We start from the raw sequence: 20607 nt of genomic DNA on the forward strand, positions 1-20607 counted from the left end.
CCATCTTTAATTGTTGATTTTCTTTACGCAATTTTCTGAGTTCTTTTTCCTCATCAGTTAGATTATCAACAACATTAAATGAACCACTATTTTGATGATTCTTAATCCATTTATCTAAGGCCGAAGGGGTTAGATCGTATTCTCCAATAATATCAGATTTAGATTTTCCGTTTTCAAACAAACGGACCATTTGAAGTTTAAATTCTGGAGTAAAGGTTCTGCTTGTTCTAGCCATAAATAAATCGCCTACTTTCTTAATTTAACAATACATTCTCTCAGGAGACTTGTCCAATTAAGTGTAGACGATTCATATTAAAAATAATACATAGTGTAGTTTAATTAGATCAGTTAATTTATAATGATAAATAAGTAATATGTTTAAAACTTCACAACCCCCTTATAAAATCCCAAAGAGCAGCCCATCAGTGGCTGCTCTTTTAATTTGTGGTAATTAACATAATCCGTTTGCTATAGCTTCATCAATAATTAAAACGGTGACGAAGTCTGAGGTTAACAGAGTGCGGAGGGCGGGGATTTTTTCTTCGCCGGAAGCTAAGATGATCCGTTTCTTGGCTTTTTTGATGTGGTCGAGGGGAAGGCCAATCATTCGGTCAGAGATGTCTGAAGGGACTTCTTCCATGGCTTGATTATAGAAATTAGCTAGGATATCCACGATTGCTCCTTTTCTCTCCAAGTCTTTGGCATTATCTTCATCGATAAAGCCCAATTTGCGGTAGGTGGAGGATTCGGTCGGATTGCCTACGCCCAAGATAATGGCGTCTAATTGATCGGTTTTAGCCATCATGTCAGAGAAAAGTTGGCTCTGTTTGAATATATGCTTAATTTCAAGCGATTCGGCAATGGCCGGAGCATTGAAGAAGATCGGGGTCCCTTGGAGTCTTTCAGCTAACTTATAAGTTAGGTGGTTAGAATGAAATTTGACATTCTCAATTCCAAAGCCGCCCATCAGTGACACAATCTCAATAGCGGGATGTTTGAGGGGAGGCATGGCTTCCACGAACTCATAGAGGGTGGTTCCCCAACCAATACCGATTTGTTTTAGGTTGGGGAGGTGGTTCTTCAGATAATTGGCGCAGGCTTTTCCTACCAGTTCTTTATGATGGTTAGGGTCACCCCCATCACTGGTGATAATCACGGTATCGAGTTGGTATTTCTCCTTGATGATGGATTGTTGTTTATGTTTCTCATATTGGGGGTGGTGGATATAGATTTTGACAATGCCTAATTCTTTAGCTCGTTTCAGCAGGTTAGAGACAGTGGGACGGGAGGCATGAATTTTCTTAGCGATGTCGGTTTGGCTAATGTTGTTCTGATAATAATCAATGGCAACGGAGACGATTAAGTCAATATCATCAATCATGGTCTTCAACCTTTCATTTGTAAATGGGTGATAGCTTTCGTAAATTTGGTTAGTCTTTGCGAAGTTCCATTGTGGGGGAATGGTTTCTTTATTATAATGGACTTAACAAAATTTACTGTCGTTTTCAATTGTAAAGGAGAAGGATGATGCTAGTCAATTCCAAAGATTTACTAACAAGCGCAAAAGAGAATCACTTTGCCATTCCGGCTACCAACTTTATTGATCTTGATTCAGCGCGAACTTTTGTCAGTGTCGCAGAACGGCGTCAGTTACCCCTGATTTTACCTTTTGCCCAATCTCATCAGCATATTTTGTCTCTTGAAGAGGCGGCTGCGATTGGGAGATTAATGGCTGAATCGGTTCAAGTTCCAGTGGTACTCCATCTGGATCACGGGGAGGATTTCCAAACGATCCAACAAGCGATTGATCTAGGCTTTACTTCGGTGATGATTGATGCGTCGCAGAAAGCTTTTGAAGAGAATATTGAGATAACCCGTGAAGTGGTGGCTTATGCCCATTCTAAAGGTGTGACTGTTGAAGCAGAATTAGGTCACGTGGGGGCGAATGATACGTCTGAATCGGATCAAATGACAGCCTCGATTTATACCGAGGTCGAAGATGTGATTGAATTTGTTGATCAGACGAATGTGGATTCTCTTGCCATATCGATTGGAACAGCGCATGGAATCTACAAGGGCACTCCAAAATTGAACTTTGAGCGTCTGGAAGAGATCCATCAATTGGTGACCATTCCTCTCGTCTTACATGGCGGTTCTTCAACTGGGCATGCTAACTTGAACCGTTGTGCGAAATCCGGTATTTCGAAAATTAACATCTATTCCGACTTTATTAAAGCGGCGATGGAGGCGATCAATCAGGCAGAACTTAGCGATTATATTGCCCTAAAAGGGCTAGCCAACCATGCCATGTCAGAGGTCTTGAATACGTATTACGATGTCTTTAATACGGAGGCATATCTTAAATAGGAGGATAACATGACGAAAGAAACGATTAAATTGCCATTTTTTATTTTTAATCCTAAGTCTTATTTATATGGTGAAGCCTTGCTTGAATTGGCCCAAGTGGCAGATCAATTAGCTGCCGAGAAAGAGATGACCCTGATGGTGACGGCACCTTTTACTGATTTGCAGACGATTCGGGATCAGACCGAACATATTATCGTTAGTGCCCAGCATATGGATGGACTCAAGCCGGGAAGAGGAATGGGGCATATATTTGGCGAATCTTTACAGAACATTGGGGTAGGAGCGACCTTCTTGAATCATGCCGAACATCCCATGCCATTTGCTGAATTAGTGAGTGCGATTAATCGCTGTAAAGAACTAGATCTAATCAGTATTGTCTGCGCTGATTCCTTGGAGGAAGCTCAACTTTTGGCTCATTTGGGTCCTGATATCATTCTCTGCGAACCGACGGAACTGATTGGAACCGGTCAAACCAGTGATGAGGCTTATATTGAATCAACCAACCAAGCCATCAAGTCGATTGATGATCAAGTCTTGGTGATGCAGGCGGCGGGGATTAGTAAAGCGGAAGATGTTTACCGAACGATTTCACTTGGCGCCGAAGGAACAGGTTGTACTTCTGGTATTGTGAAAGCGGACAATCCGAAGGCAATGTTAGTCGAGATGGTCAATGCTGCTTATGAAGCGTATCATGCAAAGGAGGAAGCCTAATGCAATTATTTAAGAAACAATTCACGGTGGAAACGGAAGCAGGCAAAACTACCTATCTTAATATCTTAGACCAGGTCAAAGAAGCGATATCTGAAAGTAACATTCAAACGGGTGTTCTCTTTGTGACGACTGCTCATACCACTTGTTCGGTCTTCTATGAAGAGTTCTCTCATGATTTCAATGAAGAGGGCGATGAATTCTTGCAAGAAGATCTCAACCATGTCTTAGGGAAAATCATTCCTGATCATACGGATGCTTCTATTTATAAGTATCCCGGTGAAGCTCATTACCAAGAGGTCGAATCTTGGCCGGATGTGGACAGCTATTTACCTGGTGGTGACCGCCGTGCTTTATGGAATGGGGACGGCCATCTTAAGGCGACTATTATTGGATCGAGTGTTACGCTCGATGTGGAGAATCATCAGTTGGGTGTTGGGAATACGGGGTATATTTATTTCGCCGATTTTGATACCACACGGGAACGCCAGCGCAAGTTTAAAGTTATGATCTTGGGTGAGTAAATTTACTTTGACAAATGAGGCAGCAGAAATTATAATATAATTAGGAAAACGTATTCAAGTGTAACTATTCAATTAGGCATAATGAAGCTCCTATACTATGGGGGCTCATTATGCCTATTTTTTGTGAAAGGGGGTAAAAATGAAAGTCGTTCAGTCACTGAATCAGAATGCTGTTATTGTCTTGGATCAAGGGAAAGAAGTGGTTCTGACTGGGAAGGGAATTGGCTTTGGTAAGAAGGTTGGGGATGAGGTTGATACCAGTAAAATCTCTAAGATTTATCAATTCGAATATACCTCGCAACAAAAATTAATTGTTGATTCAATCAAAGAGGTGCCAGAAGATATCCTTCTGATTACGGAAGATTTGTTAGATAAGGTGGAGGATCAGCTTAATGATCATTTTGCCCCCTTTACCACTATTACCTTTGCTAGCCACTTGCATCATGCCATTGAAAGGACCAAACAATTCAAAACAGCCAATATTTCTTTGCAGCATGAATTTAAGCATATTTTTCCTAAGGAATATCAGGCTGCTATCTTCGCTATTGACTATTTAGAATCAGAGCATGATATCCAAATTGATGATCTTGAAGTAACGTTTTTCATCATGCACTTCCTTAATGGTTTACAGAAGATTGATAATATGGAAACAATGTTAGAATTAGGCAATATTATCAATGATATTTTAAACATTCTCAATCGGCATTTAATGCACGAATTTGATGCCAATAATATTTTTTATTCTCGATTTATTGTTCACTTAAGGTATTTTCTGATGCGGAAGCTCAACAATAATGAGAGTAAAGCTTCTGAGTTAGAGGAGCTATTTGATTATATCTCGGCTAAATTCTCGCGAGCCAAGGGGATTGTGGAAGAATTTATGCAGTTATTATCAGACCAGTATCAATTAACGGTTGAGAAGTCTGAGCAATTGTACTTAATTCTTCATGTGCAGAGGCTCTTAGATGAATTGGAAGAATAAGGATAGAAAGGAGATCGATAAATGACTCAAGCAAAAGTACTGGGATTAAAAATGAAAGGGTTTGACTCTAATGAGGCCATACTGACCTATATGGCTCAGACCTTGCAGGACTTAGGAGTGGTGAAAGAGAGTTTTAACCAAGCGATCTTGAATCGGGAAGAGGAATTCTCTACTGGTTTAAGAATTGGGAATCATGGCATTGCCATTCCTCATACAGATATTGAACATGTTAATCAAGCTACGATGGCGATTGTGACCTTAGAAGAGCCCGTAATGTTTAAACAAATGGGAGATAATCAAGAAATGCCGGTTTCGATGGTGTGTATGTTGGCCTTGAATGAAGCACATGCCCATTTGGAAATGTTACAAAAGTTGATGGAATTCTTCCAAGATGAGGACGTGATTGAAAGGATCATGGCACTATCAGATACTGAAGAAAACAGACAAAAGATTTTATCATTATTAGCAGAAAATCAAGTGATTTAGGAGGAAAAGTGATGGAATATATACAAGGATTTATTGATTTAGGCCCCTCCATTGTGTTGCCAATTATTATCTTCATCTTTGGATTGGCCTTGCGCACACCCCCTCGTAAAGCATTCTTAGCGGGGATCATGGTTGGGATTGGCTTTATTGGTTTGAATTTAGTAACGGGACTTTTAGGTAATAACCTAGGACCTGCTGCTCAACAGATGGTAGAGCGTTTCGGTTTAGAGCTCAACACGATTGATGTGGGATGGCCTGCTGCTTCCGCCATTTCTTATGGTACTTTATTAGGAAGTTTGGCGATTCCGGTCGGAATTGGGGTCAACTTACTGTTGCTATTTTTGGGAATGACGCAAACCTTGATGGTGGATTTATGGAACTTCTGGCATGCAGCCTTTGTGGCGTCACTCTTATATGCTGTGACTAATAACTTTGTGTTAAGTTTGTTTGGGATGGTAACCTATCTCTGTTTAATGTATTTATTGGCTGATATCATTGCACCGATTATTAATGATTTCTATGGTTTTCCGAATATTACCTTCCCGCATGGGACTTCTGCTCCTGGTTTCTTGATTGCTTTGCCAATGAATTGGTTGTTCGACCGTATTCCAGGTTTTAATAAAATTGAGGCTGATCCAGATACCATTCAAGACAAATTTGGTATTTTTGGTGAAACTACGGTGATGGGGCTGTTGATTGGTATTATGATCGGGGTTCTGGCTGGTTACGATCTTAAAGGTATTTTAAATCTGGGGATCACCTTAGCGGCTGTGATGGTCTTATTACCAAGAATGGTGGCCTTATTGATGGAAGGTTTAACACCGATTTCTGAAGCGGCGAATGAATTTGTAAATACTCGTTTCCCTGGTCGTGATCTTAACATTGGGATGGACTCGGCCTTGGCGGTTGGACACCCCGCTGTCTTATCCAGTTCCTTATTGCTGGTTCCGATTACGATTTTATTAGCCTTTATATTACCAGGAAATAAGACGATTCCATTTGGGGATTTAGCAACGATTCCTTATGCAGTTTGTTTAATGGCACCGGTCTTCCGTGGAAATATCATTCGGACGGTTATTTCAGGAACTTTCTATATGGCTAGTATCCTATATATTACCTCTTGGGTGGCACCGGTGGTAACCTCAGCCGCTCAAGCTGCTAATTTTGATATGGGTGGTAATAATAGTATTACTGCCATGATTGAAGGAGGACTCTGGCCAACCTGGTTATTCGTCTTCGCTTCAAAGAATATGCCATGGTTGATTGTGGGCGCCTTGTTCCTGATCATCTTGGCCGGCTTGTATTATGTCAACAAAGTTAAATTAAAAAATAAAGTAGTAGAAGGGTAGGAAGATTAAATGAAAAAATTATTAATTATGTGTGGTTCAGGGATTGCAACATCGACGGTTGTCACTAAGAAAGTGGAAGCCTGGTTGAAGGAGAACGGCTTGGGTAAGGAAGTTAAGATTACCCAATCGAAAGTTGCTTCAGAAGTCAATCATCTGGATGATTATGATGCGGTCTTAACTACCACCGCTGTCTCGGATAAGGTCAAAGATAAGGTCATCAATGGAGTGCCTTTATTAACGGGCGTAGGCGCTGATGCAGTTTTTGAGGCTTTAAAAGCAAAGTTAGATCAATAAGAAAGTATAAGAGCAGTCACTTTTTAGTGGCTGCTCTTTTTTATAGGGGTTTTTATAAGTTGGACTGTGTTATCTCAATGATAGGAGTTCTTCGATTTCACTTTCGTTCATGCCGACCATGGCTTCACCGAGGTTGTAGGAGACTTCCGCTAGAACTTTCGGGTCATTGTAGTGAGCGACGGCTTTGACAATGGCTTGAGCTCGTTTGCTTGGGTCGCCACTCTTGAAGATACCGGATCCGACAAAGACGCCTTCGGCTCCTAGTTGGCACATGAGTGCAGCATCGGCAGGGGTAGCGACTCCTCCGGCAGAGAAGTTCAAGACGGGTAATTTTTGGTTTTGGTGAACGTATTCGATTAAGTCAAACGGTACTTGGAGTTCTTTGGCTTTATGGTAAAGCTCTTCTTCTTTCAATCCTGCCACTTCAGCTATTTCACGGTGAAGGGTGCGCAGGTGGGTCACCGCTTGAATAATATCACCAGTACCGGCTTCTCCCTTGGTTCGAATCATGGACGCTCCTTCGCTAATCCGACGTAAGGCTTCGCCCAGATTGCGACAGCCACAGACGAAAGGCACCTGGAAGCTATCTTTCTTAATATGGTGAAGGGCATCAGCGGGTGAAAGGACTTCTGATTCATCAATGTAATCCACTTCGAGGGCTTCTAGAATTTGGGCTTCAACGAAATGCCCGATGCGAACCTTCGCCATCACGGGAATCTTGACTGCTTCGATAATTTCTTGGATCATCTTAGGATCACTCATGCGGCTCACGCCACCGGCTTGGCGGATATCAGCGGGTACTCGTTCTAAGGCCATGACGGCGACGGCACCGGCATCTTCTGCGATTCGAGCCTGCTCCGCATTCGTCACATCCATAATCACGCCCCCCTTGAGCTGGGCATGCACTTGTTCACGGCTTAATTTTGTCATATACATCCTCCTCTGAAATATTGTCCTTATTGTATGTTATAATTGTATCTATTAAAAGATACAGTTAATGAATAAATTATAGATACAGAGGTGTGGGATGTTATCGATTCATTTTGAACCGGGACAGAAATTATATGTTCAAGTCTATGAGAAGATGAGAGATGCGATTGTTCAAGGCTTCTTTCCGGCTGAAAGTCAGCTTCCTTCTTATCGAACTTTTGCCGATCATTTAGGTGTCAGCATCAATACAGTCAAGCATGCCTATCAGCAATTGATGGATGAAGGATATATTGTGGCCAAAGAGCGCCAGGGCTTTTTTGTGGATAAAATTCAATTGAATTTAATGCCCCAAGCACAAGAGACCTTACCGGATTTATTGAAGGAGCCAAACGATGAGGAAAAAGGCTGGTTGTATGATTTCAGTCCGACTCAAGTTGATTTGACGAAGTTAGCTCGAACCAGTTTGGCTCAATGTGCTCATGAGGGCATGCTGCAAAGCCAGTCCATTTCTGCTCCAGCCAATGGTGGTGAAAGGGCGCTCAAGAATGAAATCGCCCTTTATTTGTATAAGTTTCGTGGGGTGACGACTTCGGCTCAAAATATCGTCATTACGCGGGGCTTTGAGAATAACTTGATTGTGTTAGATCAATTATGGGACCATCCCATTTATGGCATTGAAGATCCGGGTTATCCCTTTAGCCAGATGAAGATTCTCTATGACAAGCACTCCATTCAAAGGATTCCCATTGACCAGTATGGATTCTCTGTCAAAGACCTGGAAAGGAGTCCGGCCAATATTGCCCTCGTGACACCGAACCATCAATTTCCTAGTGGCATTATGATGGGAATTCGAAGACGGCAACGTCTATTGAAGTGGGCACAAGAAGATCCCACTCGTTTTATCATTGAGGATGACTACGATAGTGTTTATAAGTACAGCGGTCATCCCATTGTAGCATTGAAAAGTATGGATCAGACCGACCAAGTCATCTTGTCGGGATCCTTCTCTAAAATACTCGGTAAATTTATGAAAATCTCTTATTTAGTCTTACCGGATCGTCTACTCGATCTCTATCACGAACGAGAAAGAATTAAATTGACGCCTTCCATCTTCAGTCAGCTGACCCTCGCTCGTTTCATGCAGGAAGGTTACTTAGATAAGCATATCAGTCGGATGAACACTTATTATCGCAAGAAGCAAAAAGTGATCCTAGACTTGCTCCGGACTCAGGAAGGTGTAGAAGTGATCAACAGTGATGCTGGCTTATATCTGGTGATCCGACTGGATCGAACCCTCTGGGATTTTGACAGAATTGAGTCACTTGCGGAAGCCCAGCGCTTTATGATCCATAGTCTGGCCCGCTACCACTCAGGGAAGAACTACCAAGACCATTTTATGATTGGCTTGGGTGGAGTGCCACTCGACCAACTAGAAAGGGGCCTAAGTGAGTGGTTTTGCTTGCTTGAGGCAGTGAAAGTTAAGCCCTAGTCTATAGAAGGAGAATAGAGGGCAGGATAGGATTGCAAGCGGTTAATTAAACCGGCATAACAATTTGGCTAGCTGTCCAGCTGTGGTATCCTATAGCTAGGAATGAATTCCAACAAATAAACTGGGAGGCGATGTTATTGTTGAAGAAGTTTGGACCATGTGTGACCGCTTTGATTGTGATGCTTGTATTTCTACAGACACCTACCGCCCATGCGATTAGTAATGCCATGGATTTGATTAACCAAGATGCAGATGGTCAGATGGACTTTGAATTTTTTAGTGAAAATGCCAGAATGTCAGCGATTGAGAATGTCCCAGAGCGAATTCGGTTAGAAGGTCTTCATGGAGCTCAGCCGATGCTTCGAATGATGTGGGATTTAGAAGACCCGAGTCAAGATGTAACTTTTCCTATTCAATATCAAAAAACAATGAATGCACCAGTTTCGGTATTGCCAGATACGAGTCAGTATATGGCGCATGTTCAGATTGATTTTATGACGGAGGTCGAACCCTTCTATGAGGGAATGATTTATTTAACACATATACCTATGTTTGAAGGACAGTTACAATTGATGATTCCGATTTATGGAGAATCGCAACGTCAAAACTATCAGATGATGACACAAGTGAATGAGGAGAGTCAACCGCAACCAGCTCCAGATCAGGGCGGATTAGATATTTATGATTTAGATGAGAAGGTGGTAGCCTGGCAGGAAACGATGGGACAAAGCTACTACCGAATTTACCCACCGAATAAGATTGATCTGGATCATGGTGGGTTGAATTTCAATGAATTAATGGGCTACATGACCTATAATGGCGAGACGATCAACCCCTTAGCTTCAGAAAACTACCAGTTGCATGCGGTTTATTCGACAGCTGGTCAGAATACAGATGGACGTTTTGAGCCGATCACATATCTCATGGGGACCTATGATGGGACTCCACAAGTTTGGGTCAGCCAACAAACAGATACAAGTCAACCGATTAATTTTCAGTTAACTCAGAATCCAGACTTACGTGATCTCTTTGGTCAATGGTACTATCAAGATGGGACCAGCCAATATTAACCTGGCCTTGATCATTTGCGCTTGAAGGGGATTAGATGAGTGGTTTTGCCTGTTAAAATTTTTATCCTTGTTTAAAAGATGGAAGTATATACATAGTGATACATCTTTGGTATATGAGTTTAAACTTAAGGAGGTTTTTATGATGCAGATGAAAGTGAATAAGTGGGGGAATAGCTCTGCTATTCGACTTCCCAAGCAGCTAGCACAACAACTAAATATCAAAATAAATGATCGATTAGATTGTGAAGTTTCGGGAAATAAAATCATTTTAAAAAAATCTTCCTTAAGTCCAGACATGACAGTGCAAGAATTGTTTAAAGATTATCATGGAGAACCGGTGGAAGTCACGCCTGTAATTTTTGAGAGTATAGGGAATGAAGAATGGTAAGGATCCAGCAAGGTTCTATTATTAAAATAAAACTTGATCCTAAACAAGGGCATGAACCAAAAGGATATCGACCTTACATTTGTTTGAGTCATAGTGTCGTGACGAAATATTCTAATATTGCTATTTTTGCCCCTATCAGTTCGACTTGTAGAGATTATCCCTTCTATGTCCCTTTAAAAGCGACCCAAACGTCTGGAAAAGTGCTGTTGGATCAGTTAGTAACGATTGATTTTAATGCTAGAGATTATCGTTATATTGAAGATATTCCTGAAAAATTGTTAGATGACTTATTGATTCGTGTAAAAGTCTTGTTTGAAAAAGGCTAAAGCTTAATAAGAGTGGCCAAATAAAGTATCCCCTCTATCCAGTTTTGGATAGAGGGGCTTTTTTAGTTTGTAGGTGTAACAGTATGAAGAAATTGAATACGCAAGGTTAAAAAAGAGAGTCATCTTTTTTTTTTTTACAATTAATTAATAATTATATTTAAATACTATTGCGATAAATTATTTGGTTTTCAATCATATTTAGGGAGCTACATTACGATTAATTTGCCATGATTTATTGCTGAATGAGCTATTTTGTTTGAAAAAATATTTATTTCTTCAAGTGAAATAAATTTTAATTGTATACAGAAATTCACTTCTACTCTTATTGAAATTATTAAATAAAATTAAAAAGTGAAAAAATTTTCATTTTAGTAATAAAAAAACAGAAATTAATTCATATGTAAACGCTTTACAATGTTTTATACTCCAACTATGTAAAGCGCTTTCTTACTAAGGTGGAGGAAATATTTTTCTTTTGACAGCAAAAAAGGAGGGGATTTTATGGAAAATAAAGAGGCTTTAGACTTATTAGTACAATCAGTCAATATCGATACCACTTTAGGCAATGAAAAACAATTAGCGAATCTTCTTGAACAAGTTTTTAAAAAACAAGGTTTTAGAACTAAGCAGATTGAATATGCAGAAGGAAGAAGTGGACTCATTGCAACGATAGAAGGAAAAGAAAGTGGTCCCGTTCTTACGTACTCGGGTCATTTGGATGTGGTTCCAGTTGGAGAAGTATCGTGGGAGACCGATCCATTTAGCGCGACCGAAATAGATGGGAAGTTATTTGGGCGAGGAACCTGTGATATGAAAGGGGGATTAATTGCCTTAATAGCGGGAGTATTTCGATTCTTAAGTAAGGATACGGATTTCAAAGGAGTCATAAAATTTGCCATCACCATGGGCGAGGAAACCTCTAGTATTGGGGCCCAACAATTACTTGAACTGGGAGAAATTGATGATATAGATGCAATGATCATTGCAGAGCCGACCAGTTTATCAGTGGGGATTGCACATAAAGGAGCTTTATGGCCAGAGATTACTTTTTATGGTCAAACTGCCCATGGATCAATGCCTCATAAGGGTGTTAATGCTATCAAACAAGCCATTAAAGCAGTAGAAGTAATTGACAGCCATTTTGATTTTACAAAAGAACAAGATGAAGCAGTTGGACATTCGACGTCATCTTTAAATATATTACAAGGTGGTAATGGTACAAACGTCGTTCCAGATAAATGTGTGGTGAGGTATGATATTCGGACGATTGCATCCCAAGAACATGAAAAGATTAAACAAGAATTTCATGATGTGTTAAATAGATTAGCTGAAGATGATGAAACATTTAATTTTGAAATTAAATTTATTAATGATTTACCTGCGATGAAAACATCAAGCGATGATCCTTTTGTTCACTTAGTGGTAGAGGCAGTTAAAGCAACGACTGATTATGAAGGTGAAATTAATAATCCTGCCTACTATACAGATGCTTCTATTTTTACACAAGCAGAAAAGAATTTCCCGATTATCATTATTGGACCTGGGATTGCAGAAATGGCTCATCAGCCGAATGAATTTGTAGAAATTGATAAATTTTATGACATGATCTCGATTGTCGCATATATAACAGAACATTATTTTAAATAATATTTTTTGAATAAAAAGGAGGTTCGTTATGAAACAAGAATATTTAACGATTGCCAATAGTTGGATTATGTGGTTGGCAGTTTCTCCCGTTTTATTAGTTTCTCTGTATCAGGCGTATGTTTTTTCGAAAAAAGCAAGAAAAGCAGGTCATTTAGTAGATCTTTCTAAAGAAGAGGCCAATAAAGCGTTTAGAGTCGGAGTAACTTCAGCGGTTGGACCCGCTTTAGGAGTTTTTGTTGTCATGCTAGGCTTAATGGCCGCTATTGGAGGGCCTATATCGTGGCAGAGATTGGCCATTATAGGCGCAGCACCAACAGAACTCGCTGCAGCGACACAAGCAGCTACCGCAATGGATGTTACTTTGGGTGGGGAAGGATATAATATTGTTCATTTTTCCAATGCAGCTTGGGTCATGGCACTTAATGGAGGAGCTTGGTTGCTGTTTACGGGATTATTTACCGATAAATTACAAGTTGCTACTGACAAAGTAGCAAGAGGAAATTCAAAAACATTAGGTTTAATTTCTGCGGGTGCTATTTGTGGATCATTTGCTTATTTATTTCTCAATGAAATCAAAAAAGGCATAGGTGCAGAAAATAAATCAGCCATTATAGCAGCTCTTTCAGCTTTAGTGGCGATGATGATTTTAGAAAGATTGGCGAAACAATTTCCGAAGTTAACAGAGTATAATCTAGGGATTGCGATGCTAATAGGGATGTTCTCCGCCGTATTGTTTAAATAGGAAATGAGAAATGAAGGAGAGAAATTATGGAAAATCAGGTAGATTTACAAAAGAAGTATGAAGAGGAATTTACTCGTCCGATTATTAAACTAGGACGCATTACTAACTTAGCAGCATTTTTTCTATGTTTTATCCCTGCTATTACTATTTATTTTGTATGGGGTGCCTTCCCAGGTGTGGGAAATATATTCAAAGGTTGGGTTTTGATAGCCTCTATTTATTTAATCTATGCTGTTGTTGAACCGATTTCTTATTTTCCTATTTTAGGAACACCTGGAACCTATATGTCCTTTCTATCTGGGAATATTGGAAACATGCGTGTCCCTTGTTCTTCAATTGCACAAGAGGTGGTTGGAACGGTACCAGGAACTAAGAAAGCAGAATTAGTTTCGACTTTAGGAATTGCAGGCTCTATTATCACTAATTTAGCGGTCGTAACGATTGCGGCATTTGGAGGAGCTGCTCTTATGAATAGCTTTCCTCCGATCGTAATTGAGGCCTTTACCTATGTTTCGCCCGCAATCTTTGGTGCGATGTTTGGGATGTATTGGCTAAAAAGCTTAAAAATAGGAACCTTTTCCTTGACTATAGTGGCCATCATGATATTTGGCTTAGCGCAATATTTACCGGTTTTTGTGATACTTATTGTGGCTGTTTTTGCCTCAATTGCCTTTGCTTTACTTACTAACAAATAACATTTTAGTCTCTATATTAGAGTCTCTTTTATCGAAGTATAGTATGATACTCAGAAAGAGAAAAACGAGTTTTATAGAGAGGTATTTATTATGGGAGTTACAGTGAGACAAATACTAGCACATAAACCTTTTAAGAATTTTAAAGTAATTGCTGGTAGAGAGGGACTTGATAATCAAGTTCAAGGGATTTCGGTTAGTGATTCACCTGATGCACATCTGTGGAATAATGGGAAAGAATTTATATTGACTTCTGGCTATATATTTACAGAACATCCAGATTATTTTGAAAAGCTAATCAATAGTGATGCTTTTAAGTCTGTGTCGTGTATGGGAATAAAATTAAGATTCTTTAAAGAAGTTTCAAAAAATACGATTGATCATTTCAATAAAATTAAGGTACCTTTAATTGTTTTGCCAGAAGAAATTACCTGGATGACCATTATTAATGATCTAAATATTTTAGTGATGAATAAAAATATTCAACAATTTATCATTACCAATATCAATCCAAACAACCTCTTAGAATATTCGTTTCAAAAGAGGAAAGTCCATAAAATCCTTACTAATATGGAGCAGGAGTTAGATTTCCCCGCTATGCTGTATGATGTGGAAGCAGGATTATCCTACTTTAGTTCAGATAAATTTATCAAGTATTCCAAACATTTGAAGCTTGATGATTTTTGGAATCCTTCATTTGAAACTTCTAAAGAGGTACTTTGTCAAACGTTAAAGATGACGCGATACCGTTATAAAGATGATCGATTTGATCGTCCTTTCTCGTGGATTACGGTACCGGTCGTAATAGGGAACGAAGTGAAAGCATACTTTGTAGTAATAGAAAAGGAAAATTTAATTGATTATTTTGATCAGTTTGCCATGCGCATTGGATTTATTCTGCTAGCACAGATGTTTGAACAATTATCTTTTTTATCATTAACCGAAAATTATAAGTTTGAACAACTGGTTTATAATTTAATTAATAATCGGTTGAGTGATCAACAGATTGATGAAGCAATTTCAAATATCACGTTAAGTAAAGAGGAACACTTTTACGGTTTTTTGGTCAATGTTAATGGAGAAAGCGATAATTTTAAAGAAGATCGTTTGTTAGTTAGAAAATTAATGGGGCCTGCAATCCTAAGAATTAATGATATTCGTATTTCAGTCATAGATTCTAAAAGTATTTTAGCTCTAGTTCCCAAAGAAAATCGAGAGACGGGTTTGGATAATAAAAGGTTATTAGATACCGTTACTCACTTATTAGTAGAAAATTATGTGAAATTAATGAACCGATATGATATCCGAATTGGCTGTTCAGATGAAGCGATTAATATTATTGAGTTACAAAGAAATTATGAGCGATGTGTACAAGCGATTCAAATGGGAAAAGTGTTATTCCCCAATGAATTAGTGGTTTCATATTCACAACTAGGTCCTTTTGCTTGGATGAGTATTAATAAAGAAGAATTATATAAAATGCGTAGAAAATTAGAAATGAATTTTAATGAAAAAGAGTGCCAAGAGTTGTTGCATATTTTAAGGATATATTTAAAGAACAATCTCAATTATAGTCAGACTGCTAAAGAAACATTTTTGCATATTAATACGATTCGTAAACGAATTGATACAGTGACACAGAAATTAAATTTAAATTTAGAAGATCCTGATGAGCGTTTAAAAATTGAAATTTTACTTCGTATTATGAATTAAAAAGGAGAGAATATTATGTCTTTTTATGAAAGAGCTAAAGAACTTCAAGAGGAAACGGTTGCGAACAGACGCCATTTACACCAATATCCTGAATTAGGGTACGATCAAGTCGAAACATCGGCCTATATCCGAAGTAAATTAGAAGAGTACGGTTATGACCCTGAAACATTTGAAGCACCCATTGAGAACAGTGTGGTAGTGAATATTGGTAAGCCTGGTAAAACCATTATGCTACGTGCTGATATTGATGCTCTACCGATTCAAGAAGATACAGGATTGGAGTTTTCTTCTAAAATTGATGGAAAAATGCATGCATGTGGGCATGATATCCATACAGCGCAGCTTTTAACCGTAGCTCGAATGTTAAAAGAAAGAGAAGATGAGCTTGAAGGAACTGTAAAGTTATTATTTCAACCAGCAGAAGAGTTATTAAATGGGGCGGAAACATTGGTCAAGGCAGGGGTCTTAGAAAATCCAAAAGTTGATTTTGCACTTGCCAGTCATGTTTGGCCGATTGCACCTAAAGGAATTGGATTTATGAAGGATCATTCAATGTCAGGGGCCTTAAACTTCAAGATTACTTTAATTGGTAAATCAACGCATGGTGCTATGCCATCTAGAGGGGTTGATCCCGTGTATGCAGCGACCTTTATATTCAATGGTTTACAAAGTATTTTAGCTCGTGAAGTTGATTTTACTAGCGGGGGATCAATTACCTTTGGGAAGTTTGATGGTAATGGCGCAATGAATTTAATACCGGATAAAGCTGTTTTGGAAGGAACTGCTCGTTCGTTTACTAATGAAACGCTAAAGTATATGAAAGAGCGTATACCGGAAATTGCTGAACTATTGGCTAAAGCATTTCGTTGTGAAATGGAAATTGAATGGATTGCAGATGTGCCAGTCTTGTTTAATGATCCAGAATTAGTTGAGAGAGTTCGTAAAGTTGCTGAGGAAACGGTTGGAGATGCTTATGAAATTTTTGATTTCCCGCAGCAGAATGGTTCTGAAGACTTTGCATTCTTCTCGAAAGAGGTACCTTCCGTTTACTTCATTTCAGCACATAAAGATTCTGATCTATATCAATATAATGTTCATAATTCTAAAGTCGTTATGAATGAAGAAATGATGGCTCCAACTGCCGCGATTTTTGCTCAAACAGCCGTGGATTATTTGAAAGGAAATTTATAAGATTTGTTTTGATTTTATAAAAAAATATCTGGATTCGATTTAAATGATTAAATACCTCCACACAAAAAGCCTTGCATGAAGCAAGGCTTTTTATATACGAGTAAAGAATAAACTTAGAATTCATCACTCGCCATTTGAACCGTTGAGTTGTACTGATCAAGGTCAAGGGCTTTTTCTGTTTTAGCGATGACCAAGGTACAAGCAATGTCGCCGGCTACGTTGGTGACGGTCCGAGCCATGTCGAGTAAGCGGTCGATCCCCATGATGAGGGCGACGCCGTCTAATGGTAAACCAACAGAGGTAAAGGTAATGGAGAGGAGAACGGCCCCAATACCGGGAACACCTGCTGCTCCAATGGAAGTGAGGGTAGCGGTTAAGATGACGTTAATATAGTCGGCCATGTCGAGCTCAATGCCATACAAGTTGGCGACAAAGATAACCGCAATTCCTAGCATAATCGCTGTTCCATCCATGTTGATGGTGGAACCGAGTGGAATCGAGAAGGCTGAAACCTTACGCGAAATTCCCATATCATCGGTGGCTTGAAGGGAGACTGGTATGGTAGCAGAGGAACTCGCCGAAGAAAAGGCAAAGGTCGCTACCGGAATGAATTTCTTAATAAAGGTCATGACATTCAAGCGAGTAAATAGGAAAATTAATGGCAGATAGACCAGACCAAATTGCAAGAACAGGCCTGAAATAACCGCAAACATGTAGCTAATTAAAGGCATAATTGAATCGAAACCAAGTTGGGCAAAGGTTCTGGCAATTAATGCAAAGATCCCATAAGGTGCCAATAATAAAATTTTGTCCGTTAGACTGAAGACAAAGGTATTTCCTTCTTCAATGATTCGGGTAAGGAGGGAAAGCTTATCAGGCAACTGCCCCACAATGATTCCGGTCGCCATAGCAAAGACAATGATCTGCAACATTTCACCTTCGGCCATCGCGGCAATCGGGTTAGAAGGGATAATATTCAGGATAGTCTCGACAAAGTTAGGGGCTTCCGTTCCTTCAAAACCAGAAGCATCAATCGATAAGAGATCAACGCCTGAACCTGGATTAATCAGACGTCCCCAGAAGAGGGCGATGACAATCGCAACGGCTGTGGTTAAGAAGTAGAAAGCTAAAGTCTTGACTCCGACCTTTCCAACAGCCCCCGTATCTCCCATCGAGATAGCCCCCGAGGCAATCGAGAAGAAGACGAGGGGAACAACAATCATTTGAATCAGACGCAAGAAGCCATTTCCTACGATATAGAGGAGACCATCCACGAGGAATTTATCGCGGAAATTGCCTTGTGGTAGTAAGAAATGAATGGCTAGACCAAAGAGGGCTCCCAGGAAGAGACCTAGGAGAATCTGCTTGGTGAGGGATAATTTTTTGAATTTGCTGGTCATTATTTTTTCACTCTCCTTTCAGAAATGAAGCGTTCTAGAGCATCTTCCCAATTTTTCATTGGGGGTTGATGGGTCATGCGTAACATCATATTGTCTAGGACCGAATAACGGGGTCTCAGTTCTTCGAAGCGACTTGGTTGGTCGCTTTCGATGATTTCGGCCTCTAAGCCGACGGTATCTAAGATCTTTTGAATAAAAGTTCGGATGGAAGTTTCGCCTTCACATGACACATGGAAGGTACCGTAACCATTGGTATTGAAGAGGTGAATAATTTCTTCAGCTAATTCGAGGGAAGAGGTCGGAGTTCCAATGATATCTTTATGGATGGTAACTTGACCTTGCTTGGCCTGTTCAATAATCTCATATAAATAACGCTTGCCATAGAGCCAAGAGCTGCGAATAATCGTGTATTTATTGCAGAAGGATTTGACATAGTCTTCACCGATCAGCTTGGTCTTCCCGTAAACCGTTTGAGGGTTGGGGGTATCAAATTCTGTATAGGCTTGAGTAGACGCCCCATCAAAGACAAAATCACTCGATAGATAGATTAAGTGAGCGTCTAAACTATGGGCCATAATGGCTAAGTTACGAGCCCCCAGACTGTGAAGGGCATACGCTTCTTCCGGATGTTCCTCGTACCATAGTTTATGCGAAGTGGCGGCACAGTTAATAATGATATTTGGTTTCATTTGTTCAGCAAATTGTTCGACCTGGCTGAGCACTGAAATATCTACATCCTTTTCGTCTGTTCCAATAATGGTATGGTGGGAGTCACGTTTGAGAATCCCCTCAATTGCAGAACCTAGGCGGCCAGAACGTCCGACGAGCCAGATGATATCGTTTGTTTTCATCATATACATCTATTCCTTTCCAAAAAAATAGAATCAAATTAAATTTTAATTTTAAGGAGTTTTCACTCATTATGTATTAATTTTAACAGATAATTTTAAAGAGACAAATGAGAGTGACCGATTTGTTGAAAAATAATCAAAGAGGGTCTCGAATGGTAGGGCAGATTAAATCGAAAAGGTTTACAAGATAGAAAGTGATGAGAAAGAATTTTGAAAATAAGAAATTGCTCAGAAAGCCTTTTCTAATAACGTTTTCTATGAAAAACATTTTGAATTTTTGCTCGAATTGATATATATTAAGTCTGTCCAAAAAATTAGAAAAGAGGAGTGATGTGCTATGTCAATGTTACCACAATTAGGATGGTACGATCGTGCCAATCTTTCACGTCATAAAGGCTTATCTTCACGTGAGAAAGTCCGTCGCTTAAACAATCTCTTTGTTAAACCTTATAATTATAAAAATAATAAATAGTTGGAAGTAGGAAGAAGGGCGCTAGCTCTTCTTTTTTTGTAAACGGGCATTCTAAGAAAACGCTTAACATGGTATAATGGGCAAGTGAATTTACACAAATCATTGAAAGTAGGATTCGGTATGGAAATTATTAGTGTCCCCATGTTAAAGGCAAGTCAATTAGAAGCGGCCCGAGCTTTAATTAAGAGGTGTCAGCAATATGATAGTAGTTTTCGGATGCCTTATTTATCCAATTTGTTTAATTTTGATAAAGAGATGCCGGCTTTCTTTCTAGCGTATGAAGGTCAACGATTAGTCGGTCTGTTATCGGTCTATGCCGACTCACCGGAAGTGGAATTAAGTGTCTATGTCCATCCTGATTATCGTCGTCAGGGTATCGCCTCCGCTTTAATTACGGAATACCGGCAAGTATGCGGTGCTTATCCGATTGACCAGTCTTGCTTCGTGAGTGAGAAAGCATTTCTTGACCAACACCCTGAATTTTTGCGTCAAACAGGGCTACAAATGGATGAATCGACCGAATTCTTAATGGATAGGGAACGGGAGCGTTTTGTTTTTGACAAGAATGAGGCTTTGAATTTCCGTTTGGCTCAAGCTGAAGATGTCGAGGGCATTACTCGTTTACAGATGGAAGCTTTTGAGAGCCCTTATTCCGAAGCCTTCCTTTATTGTGATGAAGCTTTAAAGGATCCTAAGAATCACCTGTATGTAATCGAGCGAGCCGGTCGAGTCATTGCCTCTTGTACCATCGAGCTCTCTGATGCGGAAAATTATCTTTATGGTTTGGCGGTTCTGAAAGAGTATCAGCATCAAGGGATTGGCTCTTACCTGGTCAAAAAGGTAATCAATGACTTGGACGACTTGAACGATCGCGATTGTCGTTTAGCCGTGGATGATGACAACCACGTGGCTAGAACTCTTTATCAGAAATTAGGCTTTAACATTCTGACCCAGGTGGTTTATTTAGACGAAATTTCATAGCGAAT

The 20607-nt window shown here is 39.6% G+C and carries 23 protein-coding genes; 18 read left to right on the forward strand and 5 right to left on the reverse strand.

The features are described 5' to 3' along the window. Nucleotides 1-235, reverse strand: a 235-nt coding sequence (locus tag HZY91_RS10300; RefSeq protein ID WP_197116186.1) for a transposase, incomplete at its 3' end; no start/stop codon positions are given. A 216-nt stretch (nucleotides 236-451) separates the two neighbouring features. Beyond that, on the reverse strand, nucleotides 452-1381 hold the full coding sequence (locus HZY91_RS10305; RefSeq protein ID WP_197116187.1) for a sugar-binding transcriptional regulator: 930 nt from the start codon (nucleotides 1379-1381) through the stop codon (nucleotides 452-454). A 146-nt stretch (nucleotides 1382-1527) separates the two neighbouring features. Between HZY91_RS10305 and HZY91_RS10310 the strand changes: the two genes are divergently transcribed. The 7 genes from HZY91_RS10310 to HZY91_RS10340 all read left to right on the forward strand — a co-directional run bounded on the left by HZY91_RS10310 (nucleotide 1528) and on the right by HZY91_RS10340 (nucleotide 6710). Then, the gene (locus HZY91_RS10310; RefSeq protein ID WP_197116188.1) at nucleotides 1528-2367 is read left to right on the forward strand and encodes a class II fructose-bisphosphate aldolase; all 840 of its coding nucleotides are present in this window, start codon (nucleotides 1528-1530) and stop codon (nucleotides 2365-2367) included. A gap of 9 nt (nucleotides 2368-2376) precedes the next feature. Further along, the gene (locus HZY91_RS10315; protein ID WP_197116189.1) at nucleotides 2377-3078 is read left to right on the forward strand and encodes a triose-phosphate isomerase; all 702 of its coding nucleotides are present in this window, start codon (nucleotides 2377-2379) and stop codon (nucleotides 3076-3078) included. Next, the gene (locus tag HZY91_RS10320) at nucleotides 3078-3599 is read left to right on the forward strand and encodes a YjbQ family protein (protein ID WP_197116190.1); all 522 of its coding nucleotides are present in this window, start codon (nucleotides 3078-3080) and stop codon (nucleotides 3597-3599) included. The genes HZY91_RS10315 and HZY91_RS10320 overlap by 1 nt, the downstream gene beginning before the upstream one ends. A gap of 139 nt (nucleotides 3600-3738) precedes the next feature. Continuing rightward, nucleotides 3739-4581, forward strand: a complete 843-nt coding sequence (locus tag HZY91_RS10325) for a PRD domain-containing protein (protein WP_197116191.1) — start codon at nucleotides 3739-3741, stop codon at nucleotides 4579-4581. 21 nt (nucleotides 4582-4602) lie between these two features. Then, entirely contained in the window at nucleotides 4603-5067 is a 465-nt protein-coding gene (locus HZY91_RS10330) for a PTS sugar transporter subunit IIA (protein WP_197116192.1), read from the forward strand. A gap of 11 nt (nucleotides 5068-5078) precedes the next feature. Continuing rightward, nucleotides 5079-6416, forward strand: a complete 1338-nt coding sequence (locus tag HZY91_RS10335) for a PTS galactitol transporter subunit IIC (RefSeq protein WP_218957715.1) — start codon at nucleotides 5079-5081, stop codon at nucleotides 6414-6416. 9 nt (nucleotides 6417-6425) lie between these two features. Continuing rightward, nucleotides 6426-6710 carry a PTS sugar transporter subunit IIB gene (locus HZY91_RS10340; protein WP_197116194.1) on the forward strand — a complete coding sequence of 95 codons (285 nt, stop codon included), beginning with the start codon at nucleotides 6426-6428 and terminating at the stop codon, nucleotides 6708-6710. A 69-nt stretch (nucleotides 6711-6779) separates the two neighbouring features. Here the strand turns inward: HZY91_RS10340 and pdxS are convergent, their stop codons facing one another. Next, nucleotides 6780-7640, reverse strand: a complete 861-nt coding sequence (gene pdxS / locus HZY91_RS10345) for a pyridoxal 5'-phosphate synthase lyase subunit PdxS (RefSeq protein ID WP_235991422.1) — start codon at nucleotides 7638-7640, stop codon at nucleotides 6780-6782. A gap of 97 nt (nucleotides 7641-7737) precedes the next feature. On the opposite strand from pdxS, the gene pdxR reads away from it, so the two are divergent. The 9 genes from pdxR to HZY91_RS10390 all read left to right on the forward strand — a co-directional run bounded on the left by pdxR (nucleotide 7738) and on the right by HZY91_RS10390 (nucleotide 16898). After that, complete coding sequence (gene pdxR, locus HZY91_RS10350) at nucleotides 7738-9129, forward strand: MocR-like pyridoxine biosynthesis transcription factor PdxR (RefSeq protein ID WP_197116196.1); 1392 nt, start codon at nucleotides 7738-7740, stop codon at nucleotides 9127-9129. 137 nt (nucleotides 9130-9266) lie between these two features. Next, complete coding sequence (locus HZY91_RS10355) at nucleotides 9267-10199, forward strand: DUF4767 domain-containing protein (RefSeq protein WP_197116197.1); 933 nt, start codon at nucleotides 9267-9269, stop codon at nucleotides 10197-10199. Between the two features lie 142 nt (nucleotides 10200-10341). Beyond that, complete coding sequence (locus HZY91_RS10360; RefSeq protein WP_197116254.1) at nucleotides 10342-10587, forward strand: AbrB/MazE/SpoVT family DNA-binding domain-containing protein; 246 nt, start codon at nucleotides 10342-10344, stop codon at nucleotides 10585-10587. Further along, nucleotides 10581-10913, forward strand: coding sequence for a type II toxin-antitoxin system PemK/MazF family toxin (locus HZY91_RS10365; protein WP_197116198.1), 333 nt, complete (start codon nucleotides 10581-10583; stop codon nucleotides 10911-10913). The genes HZY91_RS10360 and HZY91_RS10365 overlap by 7 nt, the downstream gene beginning before the upstream one ends. Nucleotides 10914-11414: 501 nt before the next feature. Next, nucleotides 11415-12560, forward strand: coding sequence for a M20 family metallopeptidase (locus tag HZY91_RS10370; RefSeq protein ID WP_197116199.1), 1146 nt, complete (start codon nucleotides 11415-11417; stop codon nucleotides 12558-12560). 28 nt (nucleotides 12561-12588) lie between these two features. Further along, the gene (locus HZY91_RS10375; protein WP_197116200.1) at nucleotides 12589-13302 is read left to right on the forward strand and encodes a DUF5058 family protein; all 714 of its coding nucleotides are present in this window, start codon (nucleotides 12589-12591) and stop codon (nucleotides 13300-13302) included. 26 nt (nucleotides 13303-13328) lie between these two features. Then, nucleotides 13329-13997, forward strand: a complete 669-nt coding sequence (locus HZY91_RS10380) for a hypothetical protein (RefSeq protein ID WP_197116201.1) — start codon at nucleotides 13329-13331, stop codon at nucleotides 13995-13997. Nucleotides 13998-14087: 90 nt separating this feature from the next. Then, nucleotides 14088-15707, forward strand: coding sequence for a PucR family transcriptional regulator (locus HZY91_RS10385; protein WP_197116202.1), 1620 nt, complete (start codon nucleotides 14088-14090; stop codon nucleotides 15705-15707). 15 nt (nucleotides 15708-15722) lie between these two features. Continuing rightward, nucleotides 15723-16898 (forward strand): M20 metallopeptidase family protein, encoded by a 1176-nt coding sequence (locus HZY91_RS10390; protein WP_197116203.1) that lies wholly within the window; start codon nucleotides 15723-15725, stop codon nucleotides 16896-16898. Nucleotides 16899-17011: 113 nt separating this feature from the next. On the opposite strand, the gene HZY91_RS10395 is transcribed toward HZY91_RS10390, so the two are convergent. Beyond that, nucleotides 17012-18298, reverse strand: a complete 1287-nt coding sequence (locus HZY91_RS10395) for a dicarboxylate/amino acid:cation symporter (protein ID WP_197116204.1) — start codon at nucleotides 18296-18298, stop codon at nucleotides 17012-17014. Continuing rightward, nucleotides 18298-19152, reverse strand: coding sequence for an SDR family oxidoreductase (locus HZY91_RS10400; RefSeq protein WP_197116205.1), 855 nt, complete (start codon nucleotides 19150-19152; stop codon nucleotides 18298-18300). The genes HZY91_RS10395 and HZY91_RS10400 overlap by 1 nt, the downstream gene beginning before the upstream one ends. A gap of 334 nt (nucleotides 19153-19486) precedes the next feature. On the opposite strand from HZY91_RS10400, the gene HZY91_RS11100 reads away from it, so the two are divergent. Continuing rightward, on the forward strand, nucleotides 19487-19621 hold the full coding sequence (locus tag HZY91_RS11100; protein ID WP_268888833.1) for a hypothetical protein: 135 nt from the start codon (nucleotides 19487-19489) through the stop codon (nucleotides 19619-19621). A gap of 120 nt (nucleotides 19622-19741) precedes the next feature. Beyond that, nucleotides 19742-20602 (forward strand): GNAT family N-acetyltransferase, encoded by an 861-nt coding sequence (locus HZY91_RS10405; protein ID WP_197116206.1) that lies wholly within the window; start codon nucleotides 19742-19744, stop codon nucleotides 20600-20602. Nucleotides 20603-20607: the final 5 nt, after the last annotated feature.

The organism is Facklamia lactis (genome assembly GCF_015863205.1).
In the GTDB taxonomy this organism is placed as follows: Bacteria; Bacillota; Bacilli; order Lactobacillales; family Aerococcaceae; genus Facklamia; species Facklamia lactis.